This window comes from Sphingomonas sp. SORGH_AS_0870, assembly GCF_031453175.1.
Lineage (GTDB): Bacteria > Pseudomonadota > Alphaproteobacteria > Sphingomonadales > Sphingomonadaceae > Sphingomonas.
In genome coordinates, this window is the sequence record NZ_JAVIYW010000002.1 from 3507527 (window position 1) to 3522306 (window position 14780).

Sequence of the window (14780 nt, forward strand, 5' to 3'; positions counted from 1 at the left end):
CTGCGCCCCCTGCGTCCCTAACTCAGACCGATCATGCCCATGGCGCCGCCCCCCGACCTGTCCTCGCTCAGCCTCGCCGAGATCGTGCGCGCGATGGAGGCGCAGAAGCTGCCCCCCATCTCGCAATGGAATCCCACCCATTGCGGCGACAGCGCGATGCGGATCGCCCGCGATGGCACCTGGTATCATCAGGGCAGCCCGATTGGCCGCCCCGCCATGGTCCGGCTGTTCTCGACCATCCTGCGCCGCGAAGCCGATGGCCGCCACGTCCTGGTCACGCCGGTCGAAAAGCTCGACATCGCGGTTGAGGATGCGCCCTTCGTCGCGGTGACGCTCAAGGCGCAGGGCGAGGGCCGCGACACGCGGCTGACATTCCAGCTCAACACCGGAGACCTTGTCGCCGCGGGCCCCGCGCACGGGCTGCGCTTCGCCGAGGGCGAGGATGGCCCCCGCCCCTATCTGCATGTCCGCGACGGGCTGGAGGCGCTGATCGCGCGGCCGGTCTATTACGAACTGGCCGAACGGGCGCTGGCGGGGGGCGACAGGCCGCCGGGACTTTGGAGCGACGGCGCCTTCTTTCCCATCGTGCCCGCGACCGACGCATGACGCTGGCCGAAAGGCTGGCACAGGCGATGGCGCGGATACCCGTTGCCGACCTGTTGACCGGCGACGGGGACATCCTGCCCGAAACCGCCGCGACACCCACCGCCGCAGCGGTGCTGGTGCCCGTCACCGATCGCGCCGAGCCGGGCCTGGTCCTGACCCAGCGGACCGAGCATCTGCGCAACCATGCCGGGCAGATCGCCTTTCCGGGCGGCCGCGCCGATCCGGGTGACGTCGATCTGGTCGCCACCGCGCTGCGCGAGGCGGAGGAGGAAATCGGCCTGTCGCCCCACGCGGTGACGGTGGTCGGGCTCGCCGACCGCTATCGCACCGTCACCGGATTCGAGGTGACGCCGGTGCTGGGCGTCATCCCGCCCGACCTGACCCTGTATCCATCCGAGGCGGAGGTGGCGAACCTGTTCGAGGTGCCGCTCGCCTATGTCCTCGATCCCGCCCATCACCGCCGGGTCAGCGCACCCTGGCGCGGGCAAACCCGTCATTTTTACGAGATATTATGGAACGACCGGCGCATCTGGGGCGCGACAGCCGCGATGATCGTCAACCTGTCGCGGCGGCTGCAATGGGCGGCATGACGGCTGGGGCCGCCCCCTGGACCGACCGAGGCGACCTGATCGCGCTGGCCGAGCGGCTGGAGGCGCGGTTCGTCGGCGGCGCGGTGCGTGATTCGCTGCTGGGCCAGACGGTGGCGGACATCGACCTCGCCACGCCGCTGTCGCCCGAGACGGTCATCGCGCGCGTGCGCGAGGCGGGGTTCAAGCCGGTGCCGACCGGCATCGCGCATGGCACGATCACCGCCGTCCTGCCCGATGGTCCGGTCGAGGTCACGACGCTGCGCCGCGACGTGTCGACCGATGGCCGCCACGCCGTCGTCGCCTTCACCGACGACTGGCGCGAGGATGCGGCGCGGCGCGACTTCACGATGAACGCGCTCTATGCCGATCCGGTGACGGCCGAGCTGTTCGATTATTTCGGCGGGCTGGACGATCTGAAGGCGGGGCGGGTCCGCTTCATCGGCGATCCGTTGCAGCGCATCGCCGAGGATCATCTCCGCATCCTGCGCTTCTTCCGCTTTCACGCACGCTTCGGCCAGGCGATCGACCAGGCCGGGCTGGACGCCTGTACGCAGCGCGCCAACGACCTGATGGCGCTGTCGCGCGAGCGGATCGCGGCCGAATTGCTGAAGCTGCTGGTGGCGGTGCGCGCGGTGCCGGTGGTCGCGCTGATGGTCGAACAGGGCATCTTCCGCGCGGTCATCCCCGAGATCGATAGCGCCGGGGCCGACCGGCTGGCCCGCCTCGCCGAAGCGGAAGCGGCGGCAGGAATCGCCCCCGACCCGATCCGCCGCCTCGCCGCGCTGCTGCCCCCCGAAGCCGCCGAGCCGGTGGGCGCGCGGTTGAAGCTGTCCAACCTGGACCGCAAGCGCCTGATCGCCGCGACCGCCGGGCCGGGCGATGAGGGGCCCCATGCGCTGGCATACCGGGTGGGCACGACCGGCGCGGTCGACCGGCTATTGCTGGCGGGCGAATCGGTGGCGGCGATCCGTGATTGGACGCCCCCTGCCCTGCCGCTGACCGGCGGGGCGCTGGTCGAGCGCGGCGTGCGCAAGGGCCCCGATGTCGCGCGGCTGCTACGTCAGGTGGAAACCCGGTGGATCGCGGAGGGCTTTCCGGACGCGGACCGGGTCGCCGAGCTGGCCGACGCGGCGGTGGCTCAGGCCTGAGCCGCGATCATCGCCCAGGCCGCCTCGGGGTCGAGCGGCTTGGCATAGAGATAGCCCTGGCCATAGGTGCAGCCCAGCGCGGCCAGCGTCTGGCCGAGTTCGATCGTCTCGATCCCCTCGGCGGTGGTCTTCATGCCCAGCGCCTGCGCCAGCCCCATGATCGCGCGGACGATGGCGATCTTGTCGCGGTCGGCCAGCATGCCGTTCACGAAGCTGCGGTCGATCTTGAGAATGTCGATGGGCAGTTTCTGGAGATAGGCGAGATTGGAATAGCCGGTGCCGAAATCGTCCATCGCCACCGTCGTGCCGAGTTCCTTCAGCCCTTCCATGATCATGGTCACGCCGTCGGGATCGCCGACGATCGCGCTTTCGGTCAGCTCCAGCGTCAGCCGGTCGCCCGCGATGCCGGCCTTGCCCAGCGCGCCGTCGATCACGGCCGGGATGGCATCGCGCTGGAGCTGGATCGCCGAGACGTTGACCGACATCCGCATCCCGCACGAGCCGCCCGCGATGCGGTCCCATTCGGCCAGCTGCATCGTCGCCTGCTGCACCGCCCAGCGGCCGAGCGGCACGATCAGCCCCGATTCCTCGGCGACCGGGATGAAGTCGACCGGGGAATGGTCGCACCCCTCGGCATCGCGCCACCGCGCCAGCGCCTCGAACGAGACCATGCGGCCCGTTGAGAGATCGCAGATCGGCTGATAGGCGAGATGCAGTTCCTCACGCTCGATCGCGCGGCGCAGCGAGGTCTCCATCGCGAACTGGGCGCGCGCGATGGTGAAGGCCTGGGGGTGATAGACCTCGGTCCGGCCCGCCGCCTTGGCGCGTTTCACCGCGAACTGGGCGTGGCGGATCAGCTCCTCGGCATCGCCGTCGCCATCGTCGTCGGCGTTGAAGGCGATGCCCACCGACGCCTCGACATTCACCTCGTAATCGGTCAGCCGGAAGGGCGAGCGCAGCGCGCGGTCGATCCGGTCGGCCAGGACATGCGCCTCGTCCTCGCTCTCGTCGATCATCATCAGGATGCCGAATTCATTGCCGCCGATCCGCCCGATCGAGTCGCGCGACCGCAGCGCGCCCTTCAACCGGCGTGCGACGGTGATCAGCAGCTCGTCGCCGACCAGCGAGCCCATACAGGCGTTCAGCCGACCGAAGCGGTTGAGATCGATGACCAGCACCGCATGCGAATGGCCGGTCGCCATCATCGACTCGATCAGGTCACCGAATCCCTGACGATTGGGCAGGCCGGTCAGGCTGTCGGTCGTCATTTCGCGCCGCAGGCTGCGCTCGGTATGATGCTGGGCGGTCTGGTCGACCAGCATGAGGACATATTGGTCCGCGCGTTCCTCCGCCGAGCGGGCGAGCGTGACCTGAAAATACCGGCAGTCGATGGCCTCGCCGAGCGCCAGCGGGAATTCGATCGACTTGCCGCCCAGGCTCTGGAGATCGCCGATTCGCTTCGTCACCTCGGCCATGATCAGCGCATCGGACCGCGCCTCGGTCAGACCGGCACGGCGATAGGGGGCGTTGACCGTGACGATGCCGGGCCCATCCGCGCGCATCGCGATTTCCGCCGCCGGGATCGCCATGATCTCGACCGCGCACGACGTCAGAGTCGCGATTGGGCGCGGCAAGGGTCGCGGGATTGGATAAGCGGTCGAAGCCATCTACCGACCATTTATCGGCCGATCGTTAAAACCCCCTAAAATTTCAGCGAAATTGACGCCGTAAACGGTTCAGTCCGCCATAATCGGAAACACGCCGTCGATCGGGGACGGTCAATCGAAACGATTATCGCGGGGGAAGCCGGTCGGCGGCATCCGCCCTGCCGCCCCGCGCGCGGTCCGCCAAGCGGACAGATCGGCCTCGGTCCGCACGCGCCCCGTCTCGCCGCCCATCGGCCAGCTCAACCCGTCCTTGAAGACGAAGGTCGTCGCATCGGACAGGCCGCCGTCGCGATAGCGTTGCAGCTGGACCCCGGTGCCGCGCGATAGTTCGACGAACTCGGTCAGCGGGAAGACGAGCAATTTGCGGTTGTCGCCGATCGCCGCGACATAATCATCGTCCGCCCCCACGGGACGCACGACCTTCAGCGCCGCTCCGGCGCGCGGCGTCAGCACCGTCTTTCCTTTTCGCGTCTCGGCGATGGTGTCGGCGGTCGGCACGACGAAGCCGCGCCCGTCCGAGGCCGCGACCAGCAGCTTGGCCGCGCGCGCGGCGGGCAGGAAGCCGACGATGCCGATCGATCCGTCCAGGTCGATCATCGCGCGCACCGGCTCGCCAAAGCCGCGCCCGCCGGGCAGCTTGTCGGCGGCCAGGGTGAAGAACCGCCCATTCGCCGCCGCCAGCAACAGCTTGTCGGTGGTCTGCGCATGGAAGGCGAAAGCGGGGCCGTCGCCTTCCTTGAACTTGGCGGTATCCGCCGAGGCCAGGTCGACATGCCCCTTCATCGCGCGAATCCAGCCGCGCTGCGACAGGATGACGGTGATCGGCTCGCGCTCGATCATCGCCTCCAGCGGGATGTCGCGGGTCGGCGCGGCTTCCTCGATCAGCGTGCGGCGCGCGCCCAGCGCGGTCTCGGGACCATAGCGGTCGCGAATCCGGCCCAGATCCTTCTTCATCCGCGTCCGCTGGCGCTGTTCGGAGCCGAGCAGCAGGGTGAGCTGCTCGCGTTCCTTGTCGAGCTTGTCGCGCTCGCCGCGAATCTCGAACTCCTCCAGCCGCCGCAGCGAACGGAGGCGCATGTTGAGGATCGCCTCGGCCTGACGGTCGGTCAGGCGGAATTCGGCGATCATCACCGCCTTGGGCTCGTCCTCGGTGCGGATGATCTCGATCACCCGGTCGAGGTTGAGATAGGCGACCAGATAGCCGTCGAGCAGCTCGATCCGGTCCGCGATCTTGCCGAGCCGATGTTCGGAACGGCGCCGCAGCACCACGAACTGATGCTCGACCCAGGCCGCCAGCGCCTCGCGCAGGGACATGACGCGCGGGGTGCGGTCCTTGTCCAGCACGTTGAGGTTCAGGCTGATCCGCGTCTCCAGGTCGGAGAAGCGGAACAGCCCGTCCATCAGCACCTGCGGATCGACGGTGCGCGCGCGCGGCTCCAGCACGATACGGACCTGCGCATCCGATTCGTCGCGGACATCGGCCAGGATCGGCAGCTTCTTGTCGTTGATGAGCGTCGCAATCTGTTCGATCAGCTTGCCCTTGGCGACGCCGTAAGGGATTTCGCTGACGACGATCTGCCAGCCGCCGCCCTTCTCGCGCTCAATCTCCCAGCGCGCGCGGACGCGGAAGCCGCCCCGCCCGGTGGTGTAGCTTTCGCGCAATATGGCAGGCGCATCGACGACGATGCCGCCGGTCGGGAAGTCCGGCCCCTTGACCAGCGCCAGGATCGCATCGTCATCGGCATCGGGCCGATCGACCAGCAGGATCGCGGCATCCAGCAGCTCGGCGGCGTTGTGCGGCGGGATGCTGGTCGCCATGCCGACCGCGATCCCGCTCGCGCCATTGGCGAGCAGATTGGGGAACAGGCCGGGAAACAGCTCGGGCTCCTGCTCCTCGCCATTATAGGTCGGGCGATAGGCGACGGCATCCTCGTCCAGCCCATCCATCAGGTCGATCGCGACCTGGGTCAGCCGTGCCTCGGTATAACGATAGGCGGCGGCGTTATCGCCGTCGATATTGCCGAAATTGCCCTGCCCGTCGACCAACGGATAGCGAAGCGCGAAATCCTGGGCGAGACGGACCATCGCGTCATAGACCGACTGGTCGCCATGCGGATGATATTTACCGATCACGTCGCCGACGACGCGCGCGCATTTCTTGTAGCCCGCCGCCGGGTCGAGCTTGAGCAGCCGCATCGCCCAGAGCAACCGGCGATGCACCGGCTTCAGGCCATCGCGCACGTCGGGCAGCGAGCGCGCCGTGATCGTGGACAGCGCATAGACCAGATACCGTTCGGACAGCGCGCTGTCGAAGGGGGCATCCAGGATGCCGACGGGGGGATTGTCGCGGAGATCGATCGCCATGGGAGCGTCGCTTCTAGCAAGCGATGCGCGCAGGGGCAATCGGGCGGATCAAAAAGAGAACAAATCGCCAGAGACGGGATCGCCGGGCAAGGCGGGCACGTTGGGAGCGCCGCGCCCGCCTGCCTTGCGACCATCCGGATCAGGCGTGGTTCGCCTGCGCCTGGTTGACGTCCTGGGCGAAGTGGTTGCCCGCCGCGACCGTGCAGTTCTGGAACGCGACGGGGGTGAAGGTCTCGACCCCGGCGACTTCCTCATCGGTCACGGCCTTGCCCTTGGCATTATGGCCGGGCGCGAAGGCGATGGCCTCGGGGCGGAAGGTGGCGAGGACATCGGCGGTATCGCGACAGGCGACGGTCCGCTCCGTCCTGCCGTTCTTGACCACCGCGATGGCCTCCATGCCATTGGCCAGCGGAACACGCGCCTGTTCATAGACCAGCGGCGCCTGCGCCATGTGCATCGGCCGCGCCACGGCAACACCCGCCGTCAGCATCAGAGCCCCACCAACAACACCGATCATCAGCTTGTTCATGACTTCCTCCTTTGCAAGCATCGACAGAACCCATGACTTGGACGATCGGTTTCCTATACTTTCCATCTTACCGTTTTTTCATATACCGTGAAAATCATGTCCATCATGGCCGGGACATTACGCGACCTTCATCTTCCATACGCCTTTCGTTGCTTGCGCGTCGGAAGGAGCCTGTCCGCACCGCAAGGCCGCACGCCTCCATTGCGCCCGCCCGCACCTTCGATTATAGGCCGCGCCATCCCGCCTCGGGCCTCAGCATGTGGGGCACCGGGGCTGTACTCATTTCAGGGGACCGCCGCATGGCTCGCCGCCGCCAAATCTACGAAGGCAAGGCCAAGATCCTGTACGAGGGCCCCGAGCCCGGCACGCTGATCCAGTATTTCAAGGACGACGCCACCGCGTTCAATGCCCAGAAGAAGGGCACGATCAACGGCAAGGGCGTGCTCAACAACCGTATCTCCGAGCATGTCTTCACCATGCTCGACCATATCGGCGTGCCGACCCACTTCATCCGCCGCCTGAACATGCGCGAGCAGTTGATCCGCCAGGTCGAGATCGTGCCGATCGAGGTCGTGGTGCGCAACGTCGCGGCGGGCTCGCTGTCCAAGCGCCTGGGCATCGAAGAGGGCGTGAAGCTGCCCCGCACGATCATCGAATATTATTACAAGGACGATGCGCTGGGCGACCCGATGGTCACCGACGAGCATATCGCCTGCTTCGGCTGGGCCAGCCAGGAAGAAATGCACGACATCGCCGACCTGGCGATCCGCGTGAACGACTTCCTGTCGGGCATGTTTGCCGCGATCGGCATCCGCCTGGTCGACTTCAAGCTGGAATTCGGCCGCATCTGGGACAATGACTTCGGTCGGATCATCCTGGCCGACGAGATCAGCCCCGATGGCTGCCGCCTGTGGGACATGACCACCAACGAAAAGCTGGACAAGGATCGCTTCCGTCGCGACCTGGGCGGCGAGGTGGAAGCCTATCAGGAAGTGGCGCGCCGTCTGGGCCTGCTGCCCGAGGGGGGCGACACCGCCGTCCTCGACCTCGAAGAACACCGCAAGAGCCGGGGCAAGTAATGAAGCTGAAGATTTTCGTCACCCTGAAGCCCGGCGTGCTCGACCCGCAGGGCAAGGCGATCCACCACGCGCTGGAAAGCCTGGGCTTTGCGGGCGTGAACGACGTCCGCGCGGGCAAGCTGATCGAGCTGGAAGTCGCCGACGCGACCACCGACGCGCAGATCGACGAGATGTGCCGCCAGCTCCTCGCCAACACCGTGATCGAGAATTACCGGGTGGAGCGCGCCTGATGAAGACCGCCGTAATCGTCTTTCCGGGCTCGAACTGCGACCGCGACCTCGCCGTCGCGCTGGAGGCGGTGACGGGCGTGAAGCCGGCCATGGTCTGGCACGGCGACAGCGAACTGCCCGAGGGGCTGGGGCTGATCGGCGTGCCGGGCGGCTTCTCTTACGGCGATTACCTGCGCTGCGGCGCGATCGCGGCCCGCTCGCCGATCATGCGCGCGGTCGTGGATGCGGCCAATGGCGGTACGCCGGTGTTCGGCGTGTGCAACGGCTTCCAGGTGCTGGCCGAAACCGGGCTGCTGCCGGGCGCGCTGATGCGCAACCGCTCGCTCAACTTCGTCTGCCGCGACGTGGATCTGGAGGTGGCCAACACCGACAGCGCCTTCACCCGGCTGTACCAGCAGGGCGAGACGATCCGTATCCCGGTCGCGCATCATGACGGCAATTATTTCGCCGATGCCGACACCCTCGACCGCCTCGAAGGCGAAGGCCGCGTGGCCTTCCGCTATGCCGAGGACGTCAACGGCTCGGCACGGTCGATTGCGGGCGTGCTGAACGAGAAGCGCAACGTGCTGGGCATGATGCCCCACCCCGAGCGCCGCATCGAAGCCGCGCACGGCGGCGACCATGGCCGACGCCTGTTCGAGGGCCTGCTGGAGATGGTGGGGGCCTAAACGCCCCTCCCCCGTTCAGCCTGAGCGAAGTCGAAGGCCACGGGATGAAATCTGAAAAGGGGAAGCGGGGCGACTCGCTTCCCCCTTTTTGTTCGCGCGAAGCCGCGATGGCGCGAAGAAGGTTTTTGTTCGCGCGGAGGCGCGGAGGACGCAGAGGTGTCTGGTCTTGTGGAGGCCTTATCCCTTCCGCCTCATGCTTGCGGCAAAAGCATGCGGCTACCGCCACGTAGGGCAGCTCTGCGCCCTCTGCGCCTCTGCGCGAACCCATTCATGCCCCACTCCTTCGCGGCTTCGCGTGAACCCAATTCAAACCCGTGCCCGGAACGGCGTGAAGTCGGTCCCCTCGTCGAACACATCCACCCCCTCGGCGCGCTTCAGCCCGCCGACGATCAGATAGGTCACGGGGGTCAACAGCACCTCCCAGCCCACTTTCAGCGCCCATTGGGTGAACAGCACGACGACCACCAGATGCGTGGTCCACCCCTGCGCGCCCCAGAAGGCCAGCGGATAGAAGATCAGGCTGTCCACCCCCTGCCCCACCAACGTCGAGCCGATCGTCCGCGACCAGAGGTGCCGCCCGCCGGTCCACAGCTTCATCCGCGCCATGACATAGGCATTGACGAACTCGCCCGCCCAGAAGGCGCAGACGCTGGCGAGCACGATGCGCGGCACCTGGCCGAAGATCACCTCATAAGCGGCCTGGTTGGTCCAGCTGGGCGCCGGGGGCAGCGCGACCACGATCCAGCTCATGAACGCCATGAACAGCACCGCCGCCGTGCCCGCCCAGATCACCCGCCGCGCGCGGGCATAGCCGTAAACCTCGGTCAGCACGTCGCCGATGACATAGCTGAGCGGAAAGAACAGGATGCCCGCCCCGAACGGCCACTGCCCGACCAGCGGCAAGTCGATCACCGCGACCTTGCCCGCGCCGATGACGTTGGACAGCAGCAGGATGGTGACGAACGCCGCCATGACGAAGTCGAACCAGCGAAAGGCCGACCGCTCCAGATCGCGGCCCGCGACCATTCGTTCCCCGCTCATTACGATCCCCTCAAAGCCGTACGGACCGTTGTTTATCGCCATTCCCTTGGCGGTCAAACCACGCTAGGGACACCGCCATCCGCGCGTCCGTAGCTCAGTTGGATAGAGCAAGGAGCTTCTACCTCCTCGGTCGGGGGTTCGAATCCCTCCGGGCGCGCCACTCCCCCCTCCCCTCATCGCAGACAGCAAAACGCCCCGGCTTTCGCCGAGGCGCTGCATGACGTGTCGGTCGGTATGGCCGCGACCCTGTCCGGCAGGGTCGCGGGGCCGTGTCACTCCCACTCGATCGTGCCGGGGGGCTTGCTGGTATAGTCATAGACGACGCGGTTGATGCCCTTGACCTCGTTGATGATCCGGGTCGTCACGCGCGGCAGGAAGTCTCCGGGGAAGTCGAACGCCTGCGCGGTCATGCCGTCGACCGAAGTCACCGCCCGCAGCGCCAGCACCGAGTCGTAGGTCCGGCCGTCGCCCATCACGCCGACCGACCGCACCGGCAGCAGGACCGCAAAGGCCTGCCAGATGGCGTCGTACAGCCCGGCGTTGCGGATTTCCTCGAGATAGATCGCATCCGCCTTGCGCAGGATGTCGCAACGCTCGCGCGTCACCTCGCCGGGGATGCGGATGGCGAGGCCCGGTCCGGGGAACGGATGGCGGCCGACGAACACGTCGGGCAGCCCGAGTTCGCGACCCAGCACGCGGACCTCGTCCTTGAACAGTTCGCGAAGCGGCTCGACCAGCTTCATGTTCATGCGCTCGGGCAGGCCGCCGACATTGTGGTGGCTCTTGATCGTCACCGACGGGCCGCCGGTGAAGCTGACGCTCTCGATCACGTCGGGGTAGAGCGTGCCCTGCGCGAGGAACTCGGCGCCGCCGATCTTCTTGGCCTCCGCCTCGAACACGTCGATGAAGGTCTTGCCGATGAACTTGCGCTTGGCCTCGGGGTCGGTGACGCCCGCCAGGCCGTTCATGAACAGGTCCTGCGCATCCACATGGACGAGCGGGATGTTGTAATGGCCCCGGAACAGGCTGACGACCTGCTCGGCCTCGCCCTGGCGCAGGATGCCGCCGTCGACGAAGACGCAGGTCAGCTGGTCACCGATCGCCTCGTGGATCAGCAGCGCGGCGACCGACGAGTCGACCCCGCCCGACAGGCCGCAGATCACCCGGCCGCTGCCCACCTGCTCGCGGATCTCGGCGATCTTGGAGGCGCGGAACTCGGCCATCGTCCAGTCGCCCGAGAGACCGGCGACGTGACGGACGAAATTGCCGATCAGCTTGGCACCGTCGGGCGTGTGCACGACTTCGGGGTGGAACTGCATCGCGAAGATGCGGCGTTCGTCATTGGCGATGATCGCATAGGGCGCGCCGGGGCTGGTCGCGACGACTCGGAAGCCCGGCGCCAGCGCCGTGACCTTGTCGCCATGGCTCATCCACACCTGGTGCCGCTCGCCGGTGTTCCACACGCCGTCGAACAGCGCGCAATCGCCCTCGACAGTGATGAACGCCTCGCCGAACTCGCCGCTGTCGCCCTTCTCGACCTTGCCGCCCAGCTGCTGGGTCAGCGCCTGCTGGCCATAGCAGATGCCGAGCATCGGCAGGCCGCTGTCGAGGATCGCCTGCGGGATGCGCGGGGAGTTCTCGTCCACCACGGAGGCCGGGCCGCCGGACAGGATGACCGCGGCGGGCTTGATCCGCGCGAACGCCGCTTCGGCCGATTGGAAGGGAACGATCTCGCTATAGACCCCCGCCTCGCGCACGCGGCGCGCGATGAGCTGGGTGACCTGGCTGCCGAAATCGACGATGAGGATGCTGTCGGGGTGCTCCATGGCGGTCCGATAGCGATGTCTTTTGGAAAATGCTACCGGGTCGGGAGGGTTTGAATCCCGTCGATCGCGATCATCCGCACCGCCTGCGCATCGACGCGGCAGCGGAAGGCGCGGCTCTCGCCCGCCTCGCGGTAACTGGTGCGCAGCAGCACATCGCCCTGCACGTCATAGCCATTGCCCAGCGGATGGGCCGAGCGGACCTGGCCGACCTGCGCCAGCGCGAAGCTGCGCCGCCCCTCGCCTTCCGCCGCCTTGGCGCAGGCATGGACCGCCGCCTCGTCGTCGGTTTCCGCGCGATAGGGCGATGGCGCCTCGGCGGCACGAACCGGACGGGAGACATCGATCGCACCCGAATCGCTATGGGGCGTCAGATTCTTGCCCGCGGTCAGCGCCACCGCTGTCGTGAGCAGCGCGCCCGCGACGAAGCCCCCGGCGATGGCGTCCGCCTGCTTGCGCTGTTGCGGGGTCTGCCATTGCCGTTCGCGGTCGGTGGGAATGAACGGTGCGACCGGCACGACCTGCGTCGACGTGGTGGGCGGAGACGCCCCGTTCTGCGCCGCGAGCGGCAGGGGAAGCGCCAGACCCGCCAGAAACCACCCGACCGCCATGCGACGCATTTCCAGCCTCCCTCGATTCGCACCCGTAACGTTATACGTCCCGGCTTTCGCCAGGCTGAATATGCGTGAAATGGCGGATATGAAAAAGGGCCGCGCCATCGCTGGCACGGCCCTCTCTCGAAGGTGTCTCGAAAGACGCGCGGAAATTACGCGGCTTCGTCGAAATCTTCCTCGGTCATGACCGGACCCGAATCCTGGCCCTTCGCCGAGACGTCGCGGTCGACGAACTCGATGATCGCCATCGGCGAGGCGTCCGACGCGCGGATGCCGGCCTTGATGATGCGGGTATAGCCACCGTTGCGGTCCGCATAGCGCGACGCCAGAACGTCGAACAGCTTCACCAGCTGCGCGTCGTCGAGCAGGCGGGCATGGGCCAGACGACGGTTCGAGAGACCGCCCTTCTTGGCCAGCGTCACCAGCTTTTCGACATAGGGACGCAGTTCCTTCGCCTTGGCGACGGTGGTGGTGATCTGCTCGTGCTTGATGAGCGCGGCCGACATGTTGCGGAAGAGCGCGGTACGATGAGCCGAGGTACGCTGCAGCTTACGGCCGCCGACGCGATGACGCATGGGTAGTTCCTTCGTTCGTTAAGGGGCCGTGTCACGGTACCCCAGACCTGGTGACCGTTGAGGCCGTCACCTTCGCCTATTCCAATCCTCCCCAAGCTGGCTTGGAGAGGGTACCAGCGAAGCTGGTGGAGCGGCCCGACCGGATCACGGCGAAGCCGCGATCCTGACGTCGAACGGGTCGCCCGTGGGCGACCCGCCGGCCGGGCTTTCGCCGTCTCGCGGATAGCGATGCTATCCGCGTGCGGCTCAGCCCATGATCTCCTGTTCCAGCTTCTTGGCCATTTCCTCGATATTCTCGGGCGGCCAGCCGGGGATTTCCATGCCCAGGCGCAGACCCATGGACGACAGCACTTCCTTGATTTCGTTCAGCGACTTGCGGCCGAAATTCGGGGTGCGCAGCATCTCGGCCTCGGTCTTGCCGACCAGATCGCCGATATAGATGATGTTGTCGTTCTTGAGGCAGTTGGCCGAACGCACCGACAGTTCCAGCTCGTCGACCTTCTTGAGAAGGTAACGGTTGATCTGCTGCGCGTCGCTCTGCGGCTCGCCACCGGCGACCGGGAGCGCCGCCTGGCCCACGGGGGCCGCGCGGGTGAGCGCCGAGTCGTCGAAGTGCACGAACAGCGCCAGCTGGTCCTGAAGGATGCGCGCGGCATAGGCCACGGCGTCTTCCGGGGTCACGGTGCCGTCGGTCTCGACCGAGAGCGTCAGCTTGTCATAGTCCAGGTCCTGACCGACGCGGGTCGGGTCGACCTTGTACGACACCTGGCGAACCGGCGAGTAGAGCGCATCGACCGGGATCAGGCCGATCGGCGCATCGGCCGGACGGTTGGACGCGGCGGGGACATAGCCCTTCCCGATATCGGCGGTCAGCTCCATGTTGAGCGTCGCACCTTCGTCGAGATGGCAGATCACCAGGTCCTTGTTCATGACCTCGATGTCGCCCGACACGGCGATGTCGCCGGCCTTGACGGTGGCGGGGCCGGTCGCGGACAGCTGGAGCCGCTTGGGGCCTTCGCCCTGCATGCGGATCGCGAGCTGCTTCACGTTCAGGACGATGTCGGTGACGTCTTCACGCACACCGGCCAGCGACGAGAACTCGTGCAGCACGTTTTCGATCTTGATCGAGGTGACCGCCGCGCCCTGGAGCGACGACAGGAGCACGCGGCGCAGCGCGTTGCCCAGCGTCAGGCCGAAGCCACGCTCCAGCGGTTCGGCAACGAACGTCGCCTTCCGCTTGCCATCGCCACCCTTTTTCTCGAGCGCGTTGGGCTTCTTGAGTTCCTGCCAGTTCTTTGCGTTGACAGACACGTGGTTCCCCTGAGTTATGGGCCGGAACGGGGACGGTTCCAGCCGTGGAGAGAGGCATGGCCGACTCGTCAGCCGGCCATGGGAAGCATCAGACGCGGCGACGCTTGGAAGGCCGCACGCCGTTGTGCGGGATCGAGGTGACGTCGCGGATCGAGGTGATCTGGAAACCGACCGCCTGCAGCGCGCGCAGCGCCGACTCGCGGCCCGAACCCGGGCCCTTCACTTCGACTTCCAGGGTGCGCACGCCATGCTCGGCGGCCTTCTTGCCCGCGTCTTCCGCCGCGACCTGCGCCGCATACGGGGTCGACTTGCGCGAGCCCTTGAAGCCCATCATGCCCGCCGACGACCACGAAATGGCATTGCCCTGCGCGTCGGTGATGGTGATCATGGTGTTGTTGAAGCTGGCGTTCACGTGCGCGACGCCGGCGGTGATGTTCTTGCGCTCGCGACGGCGAATGCGCTGCGGTTCACGTGCCATTGAATTCTATCCTGACCTGTATCTCTGATGCGGAGAGCGGGAAGCAATCTGCCTCGC

General features: G+C 66.9%; 15 protein-coding genes and 1 tRNA gene. 7 read left to right on the top strand and 9 right to left on the bottom strand.

Going from position 1 to position 14780, the window contains the following annotated elements; all coding sequences use genetic code 11:
• Positions 1-33 precede the first annotated feature (33 nt).
• The 3 genes from QE363_RS16255 to QE363_RS16265 are packed head-to-tail and all read left to right on the top strand — an operon-like array spanning position 34 to position 2344.
• Positions 34-606, top strand: coding sequence for a DUF1285 domain-containing protein (locus QE363_RS16255; protein ID WP_309696926.1), 573 nt, complete (start codon positions 34-36; stop codon positions 604-606).
• Positions 603-1196 (top strand): CoA pyrophosphatase, encoded by a 594-nt coding sequence (locus QE363_RS16260; protein ID WP_307100350.1) that lies wholly within the window; start codon positions 603-605, stop codon positions 1194-1196. Before QE363_RS16255 ends, QE363_RS16260 begins: the two co-directional genes overlap by 4 nt.
• Entirely contained in the window at positions 1184-2344 is a 1161-nt protein-coding gene (locus QE363_RS16265) for a CCA tRNA nucleotidyltransferase (protein WP_309698229.1), read from the top strand. Before QE363_RS16260 ends, QE363_RS16265 begins: the two co-directional genes overlap by 13 nt.
• On the opposite strand, the gene QE363_RS16270 is transcribed toward QE363_RS16265, so the two are convergent.
• From QE363_RS16270 to QE363_RS16280, 3 genes are all read right to left on the bottom strand, one after another.
• On the bottom strand, positions 2335-3933 hold the full coding sequence (locus QE363_RS16270) for a bifunctional diguanylate cyclase/phosphodiesterase (protein WP_309698230.1): 1599 nt from the start codon (positions 3931-3933) through the stop codon (positions 2335-2337). The two genes, QE363_RS16265 and QE363_RS16270, sit on opposite strands and share 10 nt — an antisense overlap.
• Positions 3934-4122: 189 nt before the next feature.
• A complete protein-coding gene (gene parC / locus QE363_RS16275) occupies positions 4123-6375 on the bottom strand; it encodes a DNA topoisomerase IV subunit A (protein WP_309696928.1) in 2253 nt (750 codons plus the stop codon).
• A gap of 139 nt (positions 6376-6514) precedes the next feature.
• A complete protein-coding gene (locus QE363_RS16280; protein WP_309696930.1) occupies positions 6515-6904 on the bottom strand; it encodes a hypothetical protein in 390 nt (129 codons plus the stop codon).
• Positions 6905-7203: 299 nt separating this feature from the next.
• Here QE363_RS16280 and purC point away from each other — a divergent pair, with 299 nt between their 5' ends.
• The 3 genes from purC to purQ are packed head-to-tail and all read left to right on the top strand — an operon-like array spanning position 7204 to position 8881.
• Positions 7204-7983, top strand: a complete 780-nt coding sequence (purC, locus tag QE363_RS16285) for a phosphoribosylaminoimidazolesuccinocarboxamide synthase (protein WP_007405170.1) — start codon at positions 7204-7206, stop codon at positions 7981-7983.
• A complete protein-coding gene (purS, locus tag QE363_RS16290; protein WP_042486357.1) occupies positions 7983-8213 on the top strand; it encodes a phosphoribosylformylglycinamidine synthase subunit PurS in 231 nt (76 codons plus the stop codon). Before purC ends, purS begins: the two co-directional genes overlap by 1 nt.
• Positions 8213-8881: a phosphoribosylformylglycinamidine synthase subunit PurQ gene (gene purQ, locus QE363_RS16295; protein ID WP_309696935.1), complete on the top strand. Its 669-nt coding sequence runs from the start codon at positions 8213-8215 to the stop codon at positions 8879-8881. The genes purS and purQ overlap by 1 nt, the downstream gene beginning before the upstream one ends.
• Before the next feature lie 306 nt (positions 8882-9187).
• Here purQ and QE363_RS16300 read toward each other — a convergent pair whose 3' ends face one another.
• Positions 9188-9922 carry a queuosine precursor transporter gene (locus QE363_RS16300; protein ID WP_309696937.1) on the bottom strand — a complete coding sequence of 245 codons (735 nt, stop codon included), beginning with the start codon at positions 9920-9922 and terminating at the stop codon, positions 9188-9190.
• Positions 9923-10005: 83 nt separating this feature from the next.
• Between QE363_RS16300 and QE363_RS16305 the strand changes: the two genes are divergently transcribed.
• Positions 10006-10082 (top strand) — tRNA-Arg (locus QE363_RS16305).
• 112 nt (positions 10083-10194) lie between these two features.
• Here the strand turns inward: QE363_RS16305 and guaA are convergent.
• The 5 genes from guaA to rpsK all read right to left on the bottom strand — a co-directional run bounded on the left by guaA (position 10195) and on the right by rpsK (position 14723).
• Positions 10195-11748, bottom strand: a complete 1554-nt coding sequence (gene guaA, locus QE363_RS16310; protein ID WP_307100363.1) for a glutamine-hydrolyzing GMP synthase — start codon at positions 11746-11748, stop codon at positions 10195-10197.
• Between the two features lie 32 nt (positions 11749-11780).
• Entirely contained in the window at positions 11781-12365 is a 585-nt protein-coding gene (locus tag QE363_RS16315; protein ID WP_309696939.1) for a hypothetical protein, read from the bottom strand.
• A gap of 146 nt (positions 12366-12511) precedes the next feature.
• Positions 12512-12934, bottom strand: a complete 423-nt coding sequence (rplQ, locus tag QE363_RS16320; protein ID WP_307100367.1) for a 50S ribosomal protein L17 — start codon at positions 12932-12934, stop codon at positions 12512-12514.
• A 246-nt stretch (positions 12935-13180) separates the two neighbouring features.
• The gene (locus QE363_RS16325; protein ID WP_307100369.1) at positions 13181-14245 is read right to left on the bottom strand and encodes a DNA-directed RNA polymerase subunit alpha; all 1065 of its coding nucleotides are present in this window, start codon (positions 14243-14245) and stop codon (positions 13181-13183) included.
• An 88-nt stretch (positions 14246-14333) separates the two neighbouring features.
• Positions 14334-14723, bottom strand: a complete 390-nt coding sequence (gene rpsK / locus QE363_RS16330) for a 30S ribosomal protein S11 (protein WP_007405180.1) — start codon at positions 14721-14723, stop codon at positions 14334-14336.
• Positions 14724-14780 lie beyond the last annotated feature (57 nt).

Coding starts and splice junctions, on each gene's coding strand:
- purQ (WP_309696935.1), top strand. CDS start 8,213: ATGAAGACCGCCGTAATCGTCTTTCCGGGCTCGAACTGCGACCGCGAC.
- QE363_RS16260 (WP_307100350.1), top strand. CDS start 603: ATGACGCTGGCCGAAAGGCTGGCACAGGCGATGGCGCGGATACCCGTT.
- QE363_RS16255 (WP_309696926.1), top strand. CDS start 34: ATGCCCATGGCGCCGCCCCCCGACCTGTCCTCGCTCAGCCTCGCCGAG.
- QE363_RS16280 (WP_309696930.1), bottom strand. CDS start 6,904: ATGAACAAGCTGATGATCGGTGTTGTTGGTGGGGCTCTGATGCTGACG.
- purC (WP_007405170.1), top strand. CDS start 7,204: ATGGCTCGCCGCCGCCAAATCTACGAAGGCAAGGCCAAGATCCTGTAC.
- guaA (WP_307100363.1), bottom strand. CDS start 11,748: ATGGAGCACCCCGACAGCATCCTCATCGTCGATTTCGGCAGCCAGGTC.
- parC (WP_309696928.1), bottom strand. CDS start 6,375: ATGGCGATCGATCTCCGCGACAATCCCCCCGTCGGCATCCTGGATGCC.
- rplQ (WP_307100367.1), bottom strand. CDS start 12,934: ATGCGTCATCGCGTCGGCGGCCGTAAGCTGCAGCGTACCTCGGCTCAT.
- QE363_RS16270 (WP_309698230.1), bottom strand. CDS start 3,933: ATGGCGATCCCGGCGGCGGAAATCGCGATGCGCGCGGATGGGCCCGGC.
- QE363_RS16265 (WP_309698229.1), top strand. CDS start 1,184: ATGGGCGGCATGACGGCTGGGGCCGCCCCCTGGACCGACCGAGGCGAC.
- purS (WP_042486357.1), top strand. CDS start 7,983: ATGAAGCTGAAGATTTTCGTCACCCTGAAGCCCGGCGTGCTCGACCCG.
- QE363_RS16315 (WP_309696939.1), bottom strand. CDS start 12,365: ATGCGTCGCATGGCGGTCGGGTGGTTTCTGGCGGGTCTGGCGCTTCCC.
- rpsK (WP_007405180.1), bottom strand. CDS start 14,723: ATGGCACGTGAACCGCAGCGCATTCGCCGTCGCGAGCGCAAGAACATC.
- QE363_RS16300 (WP_309696937.1), bottom strand. CDS start 9,922: ATGAGCGGGGAACGAATGGTCGCGGGCCGCGATCTGGAGCGGTCGGCC.